Below are 15495 nucleotides of genomic sequence, written 5' to 3'. Positions count from 1 at the left end.
TTCCTCACCCGTGACGGTGAGTGGTTTTCGTACGCCCGCACACCGTGACGCCTTGTGTTCGAATGACGGCGGAGTGTGCAAACTCCCCGAGCGTACCCCTGCCTCAGGCGTCATTTCCGGTACTTCCTGAATATGACATGGCGATGATCCGGTCGGACTAAGCTCGCCCGCAGCGCACCGAGTTGATAGGTATTCGTGTGCTTGTTCCCTTATCTGCACGTTCCCCGGTCATCAGTCGATTCGCTTCAGAGGGCTCACATGGCGAGTGTCCAACTTCCTTATGCACGTGTGCTGTTGCTGCCGGCCATAGTGATGGCCGCGGCGACCGGAGCCGCCGTCGCCCTGGTGTCGGAGCCCGCCCGGACCGCCGTCGGGGTGTGCGGCGCCGTCGCCACCCTGCTGGTGGCCGCCGCCGCGGCCGAGGCGGTGCGCCGCGGCCGGCGACTGCGCGAGGCCCAGGCCGAGTACGACCGTCACCGTGCGTATCTGGAGGCGCGGATCGCCGCCCACGACACGGAGACGCAGTACTTCACCCAGCAGGTCGTCCCCGCGTCCCTCGACTACCTGCACAGCGGCAACGACCCCGACGAGGTGATGCGCGGCCTGCCCCGCCTCAACCCGGCCTGGCGCGACCTGCCGAAGTACCAGACCGAGCTGCTCAGGACGATGCTGAAGATCATCGACGACGAGGAGAACCTGCGTGACTCCTCGCAGCGCTCCTTCGTCAGCATCGCCCGCCGCGTCCAGGCCATCGTCCACCAGCAGGCCAGCGAACTCCGCGAGATGGAGGAGGACCACGGACGCAACCCCGAGGTCTTCGACGACCTGCTGCGCATCGACCACGGCACCGCGCTGATCGGCCGCCTCGCCGACTCCATCTCCGTCCTCGGCGGCGGCCGCCCCGGCCGCCAGTGGCCCAACCCCGTCGCGCTCTACAGCGTGCTGCGCGGCGCCATGTCCCGCATCCTCGAGTACCGCCGTATCGACCTGAAGTCGATCGCCAAGATCAACATCAAGGGCATCTACGTCGAGCCGGTCATCCACGCCGCCGCCGAACTCCTCGACAACGCCACCCGCTACTCGCCGCCGACCTCCAAGGTGAGCGTCACCGCCACGGAGGTGCAGACCGGCGTCGCCATCGAGATCGAGGACGCCGGAGTCAGCCTCGACGAGCAGGCACGGGCCCGTATCGAGGGCATCCTGGAGCAGGCCCAGCGGGGCGTCGACCTCCAGGAGATCGGAGCCAACCCGCGCCTCGGCCTCGCCGTCGTCGGCCGGCTCTGCACCGCGTTCAACATGCAGGTCTCCCTGCGCGCCTCCGCGTACGGCGGGGTCCGCGCCGTACTCATCGTGCCGAGCGAGATGATCACCGACCAGCCCGGTGTGGGCCTCGCCCACGGCATCGGGGCCACCGCCGTGCCCCGCCCGGTCGACGCCCTCCCCGGCCCGGAGCGCGCCCCCAAGCGCCGCCGCCCCACCAGCCCCCGCATCCCCGAAACGGTGTCGATGGAGGACGACGTCCCCGAGGTCACCGAGTGGACCGCGGGCGGCCTGCCGCAGCGCCGCAGCCGGGTGAAGACCCCGCTGGCCCAGCGGTACGCCGAGCAGGCGGCCGCCGAGCGCGCCGAGCGGGAGGCCAGGGAGCGGGGCGAGGAGTACCACGACATCTGGGCCACGCCCGAGCCCGAGAAGAAGCGGAACGACCGCGAACCCGGGCTGTGGGTCGACGCCTTCTGGGACGGCCTGAAGAAGGACCTCGACCCGGGGGTCCACCCCACCGACTTCACCCGGAACCCGACCGCCTACCTGCATCTCATCAACGAACCGGCCCGCACCGAGGCCGATGACGAGGGGAACCCCAAGTGATCCAGCAGCGAGCCAACTTCGACTGGATGCTCAAGGAGCTCGCCGACGGCGTACCCGGCGTCGAGATGATCGTGGTGCTCTCCGCGGACGGCCTGCGCATCGCCCGCTACGGCGGCGAGCCGGACGCCGCCGACCGGGTCGCCGCGGCCTGCGCGGGCGTGCAGAGCCTCGCCGGGGCCGTCGCCCAGGAACTCCCGCACGGCGACGGCGAGATGAAGATGGTGCTCATCGAGATCAACGAGGGCTACTTCTACCTCATGGCGGCCGGCGCCAACGCCTATCTCGCGGTGCTCTCCGACATGACCTGCGAACCCGGCCGCATGGGCGGCATGATGCGCGACCTCGTCGTGCGCATCGGCGCCCATCTGACCAGTCCGCCGCGACGGAACGGGCAGCCCGTATGACTCCTCCGAAACGCCAGAGGCGCTCCCCCCAGGACGGCCCCCCTCCGCAACCGGCCGCACCGGCCGGGAAGAAGGGCCCGGGCGGCAACCCCGAGCGGCTGTACGTGGTCGCCGGCCCGGACGGCGACCGGGCGGACATCGACCTCGTGACGCTGATCGTGGCCCGCTCGCCGGACCCCCCGCCCTCCGCCACCCCCGAGCAGGCGGCGCTCCTCCGGCTCTGCGCCGCCCCCCTGTCCGTGGCCGAACTGTCGGCCTATCTCAGCCTGCCGTTCAGTGTGGTGACCGTGCTGCTCACCGAGATGCTGACGGCGGAACTGGTCCAGGCGCGCTCCTCGATCGTCCGCAAGGCGCTCCCCGACCGTTCCCTTCTCGAAGCGGTGATGCATGGACTTCAAAGGCTCTGAGACCATCCCGGGACCCCGGGCCGAGGATCAGTTGCCGCATACGGCCGAGGCCGCGGTGAAGATCGTCGTCGTGGGCGGGTTCGGGGTCGGCAAGACGACCATGGTCGGCTCGGTCAGCGAGATCAAACCGCTGAGCACCGAGGAGACCATGACGCAGGCCGGCGTCGGGGTCGACGACAACTTCGGCTCCCCGTCCAAGACGGCCACCACCGTCGCCATGGACTTCGGGCGCATCAAGATCACTGACCAGCTGGTGCTGTACCTCTTCGGCACCCCGGGCCAGGAGCGCTTCTGGTTCCTGTGGAACGGACTGTTCGAGGGGGCGCTCGGTGCGGTCGTCCTGGTCGACACGCGCCGCCTCGAAGTCAGCTTCGACGTCATGGGACGCCTCGAGGAGCGCGGCGTGCCGTTCGTCGTCGCAGTCAACTCCTTCCCGGACGGCCCGCGTTACCCCATCCCAGACCTGCGGTCCGCCCTCGACCTGTCCGAGCAGATCCCCATCGTGGAGTGCGATGTGCGGCGCCGCGCCTCCAGCCGTGACGTCCTGATGACCCTGATGCGGTTCCTGCACTCGATCGCCATGACGGGCTCGCTCCGCTGACCGCCCGATTCCACCCCCTCTGCCTCCAGACCAGCCCCCTGTTCCCCTTTTCGGAGCGACCACTGTGACGCCTGAACCTCACTCCCTGACGGGAGACTCCCCGGCCGGCACGGACGGCCCCCGGCCCGGACCGCCCCCCGGCTGCCCCGCGCACGACCCGGGCCCCGGCGGTCTCGCCCGGCTGCACGAGTCGGAGGACCTGCGGAACCTGTACGAGGAACTGCGGGCCGAGCACGGTCCGGTGGCGCCCGTGCTCATCCACGACGACGTGCCGATGTGGGTCGTCCTCGGCCATGCCGAGAGCCAGCAACTGGTGCGCACCCCCGCCCAGTACTGCAAGGACAGCCGTATCTGGTCCCCGCTCGCCGAGGGCCTGGTCAAGCCCGACCATCCGCTGATGCCGCACATCGCCTGGCAGTCGATGTGCGCGCACGCGGAGGGCGACGAGCACCTGCGGCTGCGCGGCGCCATCGACGCCGCCGTGGCGGCCACCGACTTCCGCGGCCTGCGCCGGCACGTCAACCGCAGCGTCCAGCGGGTCGTCAACCGTTTCTGCGAGGCGGGCGAGGCCGACCTGGTCGGCCAGTACGCCGAGCATCTGCCGATGGCCGTGATGTGCCACGTCCTCGGCATGCCCGACGAGTACAACGACCGGATCGTCGAGGCCGCCCGCGACATGCTCCGGGGCACCGAGACCGCCATCGCCAGCAACGCGTACATCATGGGAGCGCTGCAGCGCCTCGCCGTGCGGCGCCGGGCCGAGCCGCTCGGCGACTTCGCGGGCCGCCTCGTCACCCACCCCGCCGGGCTGACCGACGAGGAGGTCAGCCAGCACCTCCGAGTGGTGCTGATCGCCGCCTACGAGGCCACCGCCAACCTCCTCGCCAACGTCCTGCGCCAGGTGCTGATCGACCCGCGCTTCCGCTCCCAGCTCAACGGCGGCCAGATGACCGTGCCCCAGGCGGTGGAGCAACTGCTGTGGGACGAACCGCCGTTCAGCACCATCTTCGCCTACTACGCCAAGCAGGACACGGAGCTCGGCGGCCGGCGCATCCGCAAGGGCGACGGACTGCTGTTCGCACCCGCGCCGGCCAACGTCGACCCACGGGTACGCCCCGACCCGACCGCCGACATGATGGGCAACCGCTCGCACCTCGCCTTCGGCGGCGGCCCGCACGAGTGCCCCGGTCAGGACATCGGCCGCACCATCGCCGAAGTCGGCGTCGACGCGCTGCTCATGCGGCTGCCGGACGTGGAACTGCGGATCGACGAGGAGGAGTTGTACTTCACCGAGTCCATCGCCTCACGGCATCTCGTGGAACTGCCCGTCCACTTCACGCCCCGGCCGCAGCAGGACGAGACGCAGCGGCCGAGCCACGAGAACGAGGCGCCCGTGCAGCAGGACTGGCACATCGGCGGCGGGGCCCGGCCGAAGACCGCGGCGGCGTCCGCGCCGGAGCAGTCCGCGCCGCACACCGTGCCGCCCGCTCCCGCTCCCGCGCCGATGCCCGCGCCGGTGCCTCCGCCCGCGCCGGAGCCCGTGACGGAACCCGCCCCGCCGCGGAACGCGTGGCAGCGCCTCCTGCGCTGGTGGCGCGGCTACTGACCGGCCGACCACTCCTCGTACGAGCTCCAGACCCCGAGCGTCCGGCCGCTGCTGAACCGGTGCTCCACGCCCGTCACCGGGTCGGTGAACTCCAGCTTCCGCGCCAGCAGTTGCAGCGGACGCCGGAAGTCACCGGCCGGCACGGGACCGGTCACCACGGGGTACAGGGGATCGCCGAGGATCGGCACACCGAGGGCGTTCATATGGACGCGCAGCTGATGGGTCTGCCCGGTGCCGGGCATCAGACGGTACCGGCCCAGACCGTCCGGGCGGTGGCCGGCGAGTTCCACCCGGGTCACCGCGTTGGGCTCGCCCCCGACCTCCTCGGCGGTCAGCATTCCGCGTTCCTTCACGATCCTGCTGCGTACCGTCCGGGGCAGCTCCAGCGCCGGGTCGTACCGGGCGACGGCCTCGTACTCCTTGTGCACCAGGCGGTCGCGGAACAGCGTCTGGTACGCGCCGCGCTCCCCGGGCCGCACCGTGAACAGCACCAGTCCCGCGGTGAGCCGGTCGAGGCGGTGCGCGGCTCCCAGCTCCGGGATGCCGAGCTCACGGCGGAGCCGGGCGAGCGCGGTCTGGGTGACATGGCTGCCGCGCGGGGTGGTGGCGAGGAAATGCGGCTTGTCGACGACGACGATGTGCTCGTCCCGGTGGACGACCACCAGCGGGAACGGCACCGGCACCTCGTCGGGCAGCTCCCGGTGGAACCAGAGGAACATACCGGGCGCGTACGGTGTGTCCGCCGGTACGGCCCGTCCGTCCGCCCCGACGATCAGCCCCGCGGCGAACATCCCGTCCACCACTCCGGCGCCGGCCGCCAGCCGCCGCACCAGATGCTCCCCCACCGTGGCCCACTGCTCCCCGGCGGGCAGCCGCACCCGCACGGGGTCCACCCCCTCGCGCTGCGGCAGGGGAGAGGGCGGAACCGGCCGTCTGCGTCTCACACCGGGCAAGCGTACGGGCGCCCGCCGGGCGCGGGACGCCCGGCGCGCTACCCGCCCGGAGTGCCCGGCTCCGGAGGCTTCCCGTGGTGTACCGCGTGGGTCAGATCCGCCTCGATCTCGTGCAGCGGTCTGCCCTCGGCGCGGGCGTAGTCGGTCACCGCGACGCGGACGTCACGGGCGAGGTCGCGCCACGCCCGCCAGGCTGTCTCCCACGTCGCCCGCTGGTGTGCGCTCCACTGGGCGCGGGCGCGTGGATCGTAGGTGTCCCGCAGTTGCCGGACCCGGCTGTGTGCCTCGTCCGCCGCGCGCTGCTTGGCCACGAGCTCGTCGAAGGTGTGTGCCACGGGCCCGGATCCTGGGGCAGCGCGCGGGCCCGGAGAGCTCGCCACGCCGCCACCCCCGGTGCGACGGGCCATGGTTCACCCGACCGGCCCGCCCGGCGGCTCCCGGGGGCATCCCGGCGCGGTCAGGCGGTGGTGGCGCCCGCACCTTCCTGCTCGGCCTCGACGCGGGCGTTCCAGTCCCGCTTGGAGGCCTGCCAGCCGTCCTCGTTGTGGCCGAGCCGCCAGTACCCGGAGATCGACAGGTCCTCGCGCGACAGGCCGCGCTCCACCCGCAGCAGCCCCCGCAACTCCTTGACGAAATGCGCCTCGCCATGGACGAAGGCGTGCACCCGGCCCTCGGGGAAGTCCAGGTTCCGCACGGCCTCCACCAGCGCCTCGCCGACGCGACGGCCGCCGCGGTGCAGCCAGCGCACCTCCACGTCGGAGTCGATCTTCTGCTCCTCCTCGGGTCCGGCGACCTCCACGAAGGCGAAGGCCCTGGCACCCGGGGGCAGCGTCTCCAGCGCACGGCCGATCGCGGGCAGCGCGCTCTCGTCCCCGACGAGCAGGTGCCAGTCGGCGCCCGGGTCCGGGGCGTACGCGCCGCCGGGGCCGAGGAACCGTACGATCTCGCCCGGCCGGACGTTCGCCGCCCAGGGCCCGGCCAGTCCCTCGTCCCCGTGGATCACGAAGTCCAGGGTCAGTTCGCGGTGCTCGGTGTCCCACTGGCGCACCGTGTACGTACGGGTCACCGGCCACTGCCCGCGCGGGAACTCCTCGCGGACGCGCTGGAGATCGAAGGGCTCGGGGTAGGTGACACCCGAGGCAGGGAACAGCAGTTTGACGTAGTGATCGGTGCAGGTGCCCACGGGGAGGGCGGCGAGACCCTCGCCGCCCAGCACCACACGCTGCATGTGCCGGGTCAGCCGCTCCGTGCGGACGACCTCGGCGGTGTGCACTGTGCGCGCCGCGCGTCCCGGTCGCTCTGCCATGAGGTGCCTCCCAGCGGTCGCAGTTAGGGTTACCTAAGTTAGCACCTCGCCCTCGGAGAGCGCAGGAGCCGCCGCTCCGGGCCGCGCCCGCGGCTCACGACGACAGCGTCGTCAGCAGCCGCTGCAGGGAACCGCCCAGACCCCACCGGGCGGCCAGGGCCTCCACCCCGGCCGGGTCCAGCGGCGTCCGCGGCAACGCCGTGTCGACGTCCGGCAGCGGGACGTCGTCCGCGACCCGGACCACCTTGGGAGCGACCGCGAGGTACGGCCGCGCCAGGTCCAGACGCTGACGCTGCGTCGGTGTGAGCTTGGCCCGCCGGTCGTCCACGGCCGCCAGGATCCCGGCCAGATCGCCGAACTCGGCCAGCAGCTTGGCCGCGGTCTTCTCCCCGACGCCCGGTACGCCCGGCAGCCCGTCGCTCGGATCACCGCGCAGCAGCGCCAGATCCGCGTACCCCCTGCCGTCCACCCCATACTTCTCGCGCAGCGTGGCCTCCTCGGTGACCTGGAGCGTGCCCACGCCCTTCAGCGGATACAGCACGCGCACCCCGCGCGCGTCGTCCACCAGCTGGTAGAGATCACGGTCACCGGTGACGATGTCGACGGGTCCGCTCGCCCGGGCGGTGAACGTACCGATCACGTCGTCCGCCTCGTACCCGGCGACCCCCACGCGCGCGATGCCCACCGCGTCGAGCACCGACTCGATGACCGGCACCTGCGGCGACAGGGTGTCGGGCACCTCCTCCTCGTCCGGGCCCGCCGCGCGCTCCTCGGCGACCCGGTGCGCCTTGTAGGAGGGGATCAGGTCCACCCGCCACTGCGGGCGCCAGTCGGCGTCCATGCAGGCCACCAGACGGTCCGGCCGGTGGTCCTTCACCAGGCGGTCGATGAAGTCGAGCAGCCCGCGCACCGCGTTCACCGGCGAGCCGTCCGGGGCGCGGACGGACTCGGGGACGCCGAAGTAGGCGCGGAAATAGAGGGAAGCGGTGTCGAGGAGCATCAGTCGTCCGGTCACGTCCCGCATCATGCCGCACGGCACCGACACCGCCCGGCAGGGATCAGCACGGTGTGCTCTGGGCAACGCGTTGCGTCCTGCGACGTCACTGTGAGGCGGCGCACGAACGGGTTTGCCCCGTGCGGATCCGGGGAGGTGCGGGCCCGGAGCGATGCCGGTTACAGATTCAACTGTTGTGGGCGCGTGAGCCGTCCGCCGGACATCGCTTCCGCCATTTGCCGTCGAGACAAGAGGTACGCGTGTCATCCAGGCTTGAGGCCGAGCATCTGTTCAAGGTGTTCGGCAGACGACCGGACCAGGCGGTCGAACGACTGCGCCAGAAGAAGGCAGACCGGGAGGAGCTGCGCGCCGACGGCGTCACCGCGGCCGTCATCGACGCCTCGTTCACGGTGGAACCGGGCGAGATCTTCGTCGTCATGGGCCTGTCGGGCTCGGGCAAGTCCACCCTGCTGCGGATGCTGAACGGCCTGCTGGAGCCGACCGCCGGACATGTGCGCTTCGACGGTCAGGACCTGACCGCGCTGTCCGACCGGGAACTGCGCCAGGTCCGCTCGAAGAAGATCAGCATGGTCTTCCAGCACTTCGCGCTGTTCCCGCACCGCAGCGTCCGTGACAACGCTGCCTACGGTCTTGAAGTGCAGGGCGTGCCCCGCGCCGAGCGCGCTCGCCGCGCCGACGAGGCGCTCGCCCTGTGTGGCCTGGCCGGCTGGGAGAAGTCGTGGCCCGACGAGCTGTCCGGCGGCATGCAGCAGCGTGTGGGCCTGGCCCGCGCGCTCGCCACCGACGCCGACCTGCTGCTGATGGACGAGTCCTTCAGCGCCCTCGACCCGCTGATCCGCCGCGACATGCAGGATCAGCTGATCGAACTGCAGAAGAAGCTGAAGAAGACGATCGTCTTCATCACCCACGATCTCAACGAGGCCATGCGCCTGGGCGACCGCATCGCGATGATGCGCGACGGCCGCATCGAGCAGATCGGCACCGCCCAGGACATCCTGATCCGGCCGGCCAACGACTACGTGGCCTCCTTCACCCAGGACGTCGACCGCTCCCGTGTGCTCACCGCCGGGTCCGTCATGGACACCGAGGTGCGCGGTGACGAGGCCGACTGCGGCTGCGAGACCGCGAAGCCCGGGACGCCGTTCACCGACCTGTGCGCGATCAGCGCCCGCGTGCCGCACCCCGTGGCGGTGCTGGACACGGAGGACGCGGTCGTCGGCGTCGTGCCCCGGCAGCGCCTCGTCGGCTTCCTCGGCGACGAGGAGTCCGACCCCGGTGTCTGCGACACCCCCCGGGACAAGGGCGGCGAGAAGGTGATGGCCCGTGCCTAGGATTCCGCTCGGCGACTGGGTCAACAGCACCGTCGACTGGCTGCTCGCCGACGTCACCTGGCTGTTCGACTTCTTCAAGGCCGTCTTCACCGGCGCCTACGACGGTGTCAACGCCGTCCTCCAGGCGCCCGAACCGCTGATCCTCTGCGGCATCTTCGCGGTGATCGCGTTCTGGCTGCGCGGCACCCTCGCCGGTGTCCTCTCCTTCGCGGGCTTCGCCTTCCTGGACTCCATGGAGTTGTGGGAGGACTCGATGGTGACGCTGGCACTGGTCGTCGTCGCCACCGTCATCGCACTGGTCATCGCCGTGCCCGTGGGCATCTGGGCGGCCCGCTCGGACCGGGTCAGCGCCCTCGTGCGGCCGGTCCTGGACTTCATGCAGACGCTGCCCGCGATGATCTACCTCATCCCGGCGATCCTGTTCTTCGGAACCGGCCCCGCCCCGGGCATCGTCGCCACCCTGATCTTCGCGCTCGCCCCGGGCGTGCGCATGACCGAGCTGGGCATCCGCCAGGTCGACAAGGAACTGGTCGAGGCCGCCGAGGCGTTCGGCACCTCTCCCCGTGACACCCTGCTGCGCGTCCAGCTGCCGCTGGCGCTGCCCACGGTGATGGCGGGCGTCAACCAGGTCATCATGCTCGGCCTGTCCATGGCCGCGATCGCCGGCATGGTCGGCACCGGCGGCCTCGGCGGCGCCGTCATCGAGGCCATCGGCCAGCTGAACATCGGCCTCGGCGCCGAGTCCGGTCTCGCCATCGTCATCCTGGCGATCTACCTGGACCGGATGACCAGCGCCCTGGGCACCCACGTCTCCCCGCTCGGACGCCGCGCGGCCGCCAAGGCCCGCGCCGCCCAGGGGATGAAGATCTGGTCCTACCGGCCCCGTCCGCAGGTCGCCGTCATCGGGGTCGTCGTGCTCGCCCTGGTCGCGGGCGGCATGGGACTCTTCGGCGGCGCCGGTGACTCCGACACCACCGCCGACGACGGCAAGAACGTGGGCGACGGCAAGAAGATAAGCATCGGCTACATCCCCTGGGACGAGGGCGTCGCCTCCACCTTCCTGTGGAAGGAGATCCTCGAACAGCGTGGGTTCGAGGTCGAGGCCAAGCAGTTCGAGGCCGGACCGCTCTACACCGCCCTCGCGCAGGGCAACATCGACTTCCAGACCGACGCCTGGCTGCCGACGACGCACGAGGCGTACTGGAAGAAGTACGGCAAGCGGCTCGACGACCTCGGCACCTGGTACGAGGAGACGACGCTGGAGCTGAGTGTCCCGGCGTACATGGAGGACATCGACTCGCTGGAGGACCTGAAGGGCAAGGCCTCCACCTTCGGCGGGGAGATCACCGGCATCGAGGCCAGCGCCGGAATGATGGGCCTGCTGAAGGACAAGGTGCTGGGCGACTACGGCCTGGACAAGGAGTACAAGGTCGTCGACAGCTCCACGCCGGCGATGCTGGCCGAGCTCAAGCGTGCCTACAGCAAGAAGGAACCGGTCGTCGTCACGCTCTGGTCGCCGCACTGGGCGTACAGCGACTACGACCTGAAGAAGCTGAAGGACCCCAAGGGCTCCTGGGGCGAGGGCGACGGCGTGCACCTGGTCTCCCGCAAGGGCTTCGCCGGTGACAACCCGGTCGTCGGGAAGTGGCTGGAGGACTTCTCGATGACCGAGGAGCAGCTCACCGGCCTGGAGGCCGAGATCAACAAGGCCGGCAAGGGCAACCAGCAGACCGCCGTCCGCGCCTGGCTCGAGGACGACCCGGGTGTCGTCGACAAGCTGGCCCCGGTCGCGTCCGGCTCGGGTGACATCCCCGCCGAGGCGAAGCGGACGCTGGACGTGGCGTGGTTCCCCTGGGAGGAGGACGTCGCCATCACCTACCTGTGGAAGAACGTCCTGGAGCGGCGCGGCTACAAGCTGAACCTCAAGCAGATGGAGGTCGGCCCGGTCTACACCGGTCTCGCGTCCGGGGATCTCGACCTCAACTTCGACGCCTGGCTGCCGCACTCGCAGAAGAACTTCTACGAGCCGAACAAGGACAGGCTCACCGACCTCGGCACGTGGTACGAACCGGTCTCCCTGGAACTCTCCGTTCCCTCCTACGTCAAGGACGTCAAGTCGCTGGCGGACCTGAAGGGCAAGGCGGACCTGTTCGACGGGCGGATCGTCGGCATCGAACCGGGCACCGGTCAGATGGACATCCTCAAGAACAAGGTCCTGCCGGCCTACGGCCTGGACAAGGAGTACAAGGTCGTCGACGGCTCCTCGCCGGCGATGCTGGCCGAGCTCAAGCGGGCCTACACCAAGAAGGAGCCCATCGCGGTCACGCTCTGGTCGCCGCACTGGACGTACAGCGAGTACGAGCTGACCAAGCTCGAGGACCCGAAGCGCGCCTGGGGCGAGAGCAACACCATCCACACCATCGCGAGCAAGAAGTTCCCCGAGCAGTACCCGCGGCTCACGCAGTGGATCAAGGGGTTCACGATGAGCGAGAACGAGCTCGGCACCCTGGAGAAGGAGATCAAGGACCGGGGTCAGGGCAAGGAGGAAGGGGCCGTGGCCGCGTGGCTCGAGGAGCATCCGGAGATCGTGGGGCGGATGACTCCGCGGTAGGCGGTCCCGTGTCATGCGACGCCCCCCCGTGGTCCTTGGGCTGCGGGGGGCTGTCGTATGCGGGGGTGCGGGTGTGCGGGGACGCGGGTGACCGCGGGGTGGGCACGGGCGGGATTCGGACAATCGCGGAGGGTGATGCCCTCCCCGAACCTTCTCGGGTCCTTCCCCGTGACCTTCCGTCCGGCAGGGGGAACAATGGCGGGAACAGCCTTTTTCGCATACGTGGAGACCGAGGGGCCCCGCCGGACGGCTGGCGTGAACTGTGAGGTCCGGGCCGGCCGGGCGTGACGGTGACGTGACGGGCGCCTGAAACGGCTTGCCGAACATGCGTAGGGTGCAGACAACTCGACAGGCAGACGCGGAACGATCGGTGAGGAGGGAGCCGGAGCGATGGGCGACCACAAAGAACAGCCCCTGCGGGTGGGCGCGGCCGTGCGCCGCCGCCGCCGTGCGCTGGACCTCACCCTTGCCGTCGTGGCCGAGCGCAGCGGCCTCTCGGTGCCGTTCCTGAGCCAGATCGAGAACGAGCGGGCCCGTCCCAGCCAGAGCTCCCTGGAGAAGGTCGCCGACGCCCTGCGCACCACCGCCGTGGAACTCCTCGCCGCCGCCGACCCGGCGTGCAGCGTGGATGTCGTCCGCGCCGAGGGCACCGGGCCCCGGGCCGAGCCCCGCGCGCGCTCCCTGGTACGCGGTCATCATCAGATGCACGCCTCCGAGTTCACCGGCGACCATGACGCGGGCCGTGAACTGCAGTACCGCAACGACCAGTTGATGTATGTGGCGGACGGTGCCGTGGAGATCGAGGCGGAGGGCCGCGCGTACCGTCTCGGCCGCGGCGACACCCTGTATCTGACCGGCGGCGTCCGGCACCGCTGGCGGGCCACGGTCGCGGAGACCCGGCTGCTGGTCGTCGCGGTCGCCGAGGACATCGAGGCGCTGCGGGACAAGCCGCGCCGATGAGCCCCGCCCGGGTCGTCTCCCTCGTTCCCTCGCTGACCGAGGCCGTGGCGCACTCCGCTCCCGGCCTCCTTGTCGGCGCCACCGACTGGTGCGTACATCCGGCCGGGCTGGACGTCGTACGGGTCGGCGGCACGAAGAACCCGAACGCGGACCGGATCACCGCCCTCGCCCCCGACCTGGTCATCGCCAACGAGGAGGAGAACCGCGAGCCCGATCTGGCTGCCCTGCGGGCGGCGGGACTCGACGTGCTGGTCACGGAGGTACGGACACTGCCGGGGGCGTTCCGGGAGCTGGACCGGGTGCTCACCGCGTGCGGGGTGGCGGCACGGCCCCGGTGGCTGGACGAGGCCGAAGCCGCGTGGGACGGGCTGCCCGCGGAGCGCCGGACGGCGGTCGTGCCCGTCTGGCGGCGCCCCTGGATGGTGCTGGGCCGCGACACCTTCGCCGGCGACCTGCCGTCCCGCCTCGGCGTCGACCAGTTGTACGCGGCCCATCCGGAGCGCTATCCCCGCATCCCGCTCGACGAGTTGCGCGCGGTGCGACCGGACCTCGTCGTGCTTCCCGACGAGCCGTACCGGTTCACCCCCGACGACGGCCCGGAGGCCTTCCCGGGGCTGCCCTGCGCGCTGGTCGGCGGCCGCCACCTCACCTGGTACGGGCCGTCACTGGCCGAGGCGCCGGCGGTGCTGGGCCGTGCACTGCGGGCGGCGCGCCCCTGACCGGTCCGCGCGCGGTGCGCGGCGGATGGCCCGCCCCGACGACGGCATAGGCTGGCCTTATGAGCGAGACGGAGGACCTCCCTGGCGACCGCCCTCCGAGCGCCGGACCGCTGGCCCACCGGGTACCGGACCTGGGGGCGTTGCAGTTGCTGCTGGCGGTGGCGCGACTGGGGAGCCTGGGCGGTGCGGCGCGCGAGCTGGGCATCACCCAGCCCGCGGCGAGCAGTCGCGTCCGGTCGATGGAGCGGCAGCTAGGGGTGGCTCTGGTCGACCGCTCACCGAGGGGATCACGACTGACCGACGCGGGGGCGCTGGTCACCGACTGGGCGCGGCGGATCGTGGAGGCCGCGGAGGCGTTCGACGCGGGCGCGCAGGCGCTCAAGGACCGCAGGGACTCGCGGCTGAGGGTGGCGGCGAGCATGACGATCGCCGAGTACCTGCTGCCGGGCTGGCTGCTCGCGCTGCGCGCGGAACGTCCGGACACGGCGGTGTCCCTGCTCGCCGGGAACTCGGCGGCGGTGGCGGAGCGGCTGGTGTCCGGGGAGGCGGACGTCGGGTTCGTGGAGGGGCTGACGGTTCCCGCGGGACTGGACTCCGCGGTGATCGCCCACGACCGGCTGATCGTCGTGACGGCGCCGTCGCATGTGTGGGCGCGCCGGCGGCGCCCGCTCGCGGCCCGGGAGCTGGCGGCGACCCCGCTGATCCTGCGGGAGGAGGGGTCGGGGACACGGCAGGTGCTGGACGCGGCGCTGGGCGGGCTGTCGCGGCCGTTGATCGAGCTGTCCTCGACCACCGCGGTGAAGGCGGCGGTGGTGGGCGGGGCGGGGCCGGCGGTACTGAGTGAGCTGGTGGTGGGGGAGGAACTGGCGTTGCGGCGACTGGTGCGGATCCCGGTGGACGGGGTGGCGCTGGCGCGCGACCTGCGCGCGGTCTGGCGCACGGGCCATCTGCCCGCCGGCCCGGCCCGGGACCTGCTGTCCCTGACCCGCGGCTGAAGACCCGGCCCGCGAGTGCCGTGACTCCGCCTGCCACCGAGGGCAGTCGTGCCGCCGGGTCCGGCCCGGGTGCCGCGACGGCGCCCCTGTGTCGCCCCGGCCCGCGAGCGCCGTGACCCCGCCTGCCACCGAGGGCAGTCGTGCCGCCGGGCGACGAGGGCGGGTGGGAGGTGGGGGCACCTCCCGCTCGAGCGAAGCCGAGAGTGGGGGGAGGCACCCCGCAAGCGCCGGGCCGCGCGAACACCCCCCGGCCCCCACCCACGCCGGGCACCGGGCACCGGGACGGAACACCTGCCGGCGCTACCGCGTCGCCGAGACGACCAGGGCGCGCATCACGCGCAGGTCCTCGGCCATCTCGGGGTGCCACTGCACACCCAGCGTCCACACCCCGGTGGCGAGCTCGACGGCCTCGACCGTGCCGTCCTCCGCGTACGCCGAGGGCACGAGACCTTCCCCCAGGCGGTCCACCGACTGGTGGTGGTAGGTCGGTACGGACGTTTCCTCCGGGACCGCGGCGGCGTACCGCGTGCCCGGAACCGGCTTGACCGGGTGCCGTCCGAAGACGCCCGGCACCCCCGCGTGGCCGTCGATGTGCTGGACGAGAGTGCCGCCGAGAGCGACGTTCAGCAACTGCATCCCCCGGCAGATGCCGAGCAGCGGCACCCCGCGGTCCAGGGCCGCCCCGATCAGGGCCAGCTCCCAGACGTCCCGCGCCCGGGCG

At 71.5% G+C, this 15495-nt stretch carries 15 protein-coding genes; 10 read left to right on the top strand and 5 right to left on the bottom strand.

Annotated features, from left to right (window positions below):
• The first annotated feature begins 288 nt into the window (after nt 1-288).
• The 5 genes from B9S61_RS38700 (at nt 289) to B9S61_RS38680 (ending at nt 4884) form a co-directional block, all read left to right on the top strand.
• Complete coding sequence (locus B9S61_RS38700; RefSeq protein ID WP_103546349.1) at nt 289-1866, top strand: ATP-binding protein; 1578 nt, start codon at nt 289-291, stop codon at nt 1864-1866.
• Nucleotides 1863-2270: a roadblock/LC7 domain-containing protein gene (locus B9S61_RS38695; RefSeq protein WP_103546347.1), complete on the top strand. Its 408-nt coding sequence runs from the start codon at nt 1863-1865 to the stop codon at nt 2268-2270. Before B9S61_RS38700 ends, B9S61_RS38695 begins: the two co-directional genes overlap by 4 nt.
• Nucleotides 2267-2677: a DUF742 domain-containing protein gene (locus B9S61_RS38690; protein ID WP_103546345.1), complete on the top strand. Its 411-nt coding sequence runs from the start codon at nt 2267-2269 to the stop codon at nt 2675-2677. The genes B9S61_RS38695 and B9S61_RS38690 overlap by 4 nt, the downstream gene beginning before the upstream one ends.
• Nucleotides 2658-3278, top strand: a complete 621-nt coding sequence (locus B9S61_RS38685; RefSeq protein ID WP_103546344.1) for an ATP/GTP-binding protein — start codon at nt 2658-2660, stop codon at nt 3276-3278. The genes B9S61_RS38690 and B9S61_RS38685 overlap by 20 nt, the downstream gene beginning before the upstream one ends.
• A gap of 64 nt (nt 3279-3342) precedes the next feature.
• Nucleotides 3343-4884 (top strand): cytochrome P450, encoded by a 1542-nt coding sequence (locus tag B9S61_RS38680; RefSeq protein ID WP_181007735.1) that lies wholly within the window; start codon nt 3343-3345, stop codon nt 4882-4884.
• Here the strand turns inward: B9S61_RS38680 and B9S61_RS38675 are convergent.
• The 4 genes from B9S61_RS38675 to B9S61_RS38660 form a co-directional block, all read right to left on the bottom strand.
• Entirely contained in the window at nt 4878-5828 is a 951-nt protein-coding gene (locus tag B9S61_RS38675; RefSeq protein WP_103546342.1) for an RluA family pseudouridine synthase, read from the bottom strand. The two genes, B9S61_RS38680 and B9S61_RS38675, sit on opposite strands and share 7 nt — an antisense overlap.
• A gap of 47 nt (nt 5829-5875) precedes the next feature.
• Nucleotides 5876-6172, bottom strand: coding sequence for a hypothetical protein (locus B9S61_RS38670; protein WP_103546340.1), 297 nt, complete (start codon nt 6170-6172; stop codon nt 5876-5878).
• Nucleotides 6173-6294: 122 nt separating this feature from the next.
• The gene (locus tag B9S61_RS38665) at nt 6295-7143 is read right to left on the bottom strand and encodes a siderophore-interacting protein (protein WP_103546339.1); all 849 of its coding nucleotides are present in this window, start codon (nt 7141-7143) and stop codon (nt 6295-6297) included.
• A gap of 94 nt (nt 7144-7237) precedes the next feature.
• Nucleotides 7238-8167: a 5'-3' exonuclease gene (locus B9S61_RS38660; protein ID WP_258040114.1), complete on the bottom strand. Its 930-nt coding sequence runs from the start codon at nt 8165-8167 to the stop codon at nt 7238-7240.
• A gap of 230 nt (nt 8168-8397) precedes the next feature.
• On the opposite strand from B9S61_RS38660, the gene B9S61_RS38655 reads away from it, so the two are divergent.
• The 5 genes from B9S61_RS38655 (at nt 8398) to B9S61_RS38635 (ending at nt 14774) form a co-directional block, all read left to right on the top strand.
• Entirely contained in the window at nt 8398-9489 is a 1092-nt protein-coding gene (locus tag B9S61_RS38655) for a glycine betaine/L-proline ABC transporter ATP-binding protein (protein ID WP_103546335.1), read from the top strand.
• Nucleotides 9482-12100, top strand: a complete 2619-nt coding sequence (locus B9S61_RS38650) for an ABC transporter permease/substrate binding protein (protein WP_103546333.1) — start codon at nt 9482-9484, stop codon at nt 12098-12100. Before B9S61_RS38655 ends, B9S61_RS38650 begins: the two co-directional genes overlap by 8 nt.
• Before the next feature lie 390 nt (nt 12101-12490).
• Nucleotides 12491-13060, top strand: a complete 570-nt coding sequence (locus B9S61_RS38645) for a helix-turn-helix domain-containing protein (protein WP_103546331.1) — start codon at nt 12491-12493, stop codon at nt 13058-13060.
• Nucleotides 13057-13779 carry a helical backbone metal receptor gene (locus B9S61_RS38640; RefSeq protein ID WP_103546330.1) on the top strand — a complete coding sequence of 241 codons (723 nt, stop codon included), beginning with the start codon at nt 13057-13059 and terminating at the stop codon, nt 13777-13779. Before B9S61_RS38645 ends, B9S61_RS38640 begins: the two co-directional genes overlap by 4 nt.
• A gap of 59 nt (nt 13780-13838) precedes the next feature.
• Nucleotides 13839-14774 carry a LysR family transcriptional regulator gene (locus tag B9S61_RS38635; protein WP_103546329.1) on the top strand — a complete coding sequence of 312 codons (936 nt, stop codon included), beginning with the start codon at nt 13839-13841 and terminating at the stop codon, nt 14772-14774.
• Nucleotides 14775-15074: 300 nt separating this feature from the next.
• Here B9S61_RS38635 and B9S61_RS38630 read toward each other — a convergent pair.
• Nucleotides 15075-15495, bottom strand: a 421-nt coding sequence (locus tag B9S61_RS38630) for a gamma-glutamyl-gamma-aminobutyrate hydrolase family protein (protein WP_146065046.1), incomplete at its 5' end; no start/stop codon positions are given.

The organism is Streptomyces sp. SM1, assembly GCF_002910825.1.
Classification (GTDB): Bacteria; Actinomycetota; Actinomycetes; order Streptomycetales; family Streptomycetaceae; genus Streptomyces; species Streptomyces okerensis.
The sequence above is the reverse complement of the archived record's forward strand: the minus strand, read 5'-3'. Positions and strand labels throughout refer to the sequence as shown.

What these genes read in the sequence shown, in the direction of transcription:
- B9S61_RS38685 (WP_103546344.1), top strand. Translation starts at nt 2,658, where the DNA reads ATGGACTTCAAAGGCTCTGAGACCATCCCGGGACCCCGGGCCGAGGAT.
- B9S61_RS38690 (WP_103546345.1), top strand. Translation starts at nt 2,267, where the DNA reads ATGACTCCTCCGAAACGCCAGAGGCGCTCCCCCCAGGACGGCCCCCCT.
- B9S61_RS38645 (WP_103546331.1), top strand. Translation starts at nt 12,491, where the DNA reads ATGGGCGACCACAAAGAACAGCCCCTGCGGGTGGGCGCGGCCGTGCGC.
- B9S61_RS38660 (WP_258040114.1), bottom strand. Translation starts at nt 8,167, where the DNA reads ATGCGGGACGTGACCGGACGACTGATGCTCCTCGACACCGCTTCCCTC.
- B9S61_RS38665 (WP_103546339.1), bottom strand. Translation starts at nt 7,143, where the DNA reads ATGGCAGAGCGACCGGGACGCGCGGCGCGCACAGTGCACACCGCCGAG.
- B9S61_RS38635 (WP_103546329.1), top strand. Translation starts at nt 13,839, where the DNA reads ATGAGCGAGACGGAGGACCTCCCTGGCGACCGCCCTCCGAGCGCCGGA.
- B9S61_RS38640 (WP_103546330.1), top strand. Translation starts at nt 13,057, where the DNA reads ATGAGCCCCGCCCGGGTCGTCTCCCTCGTTCCCTCGCTGACCGAGGCC.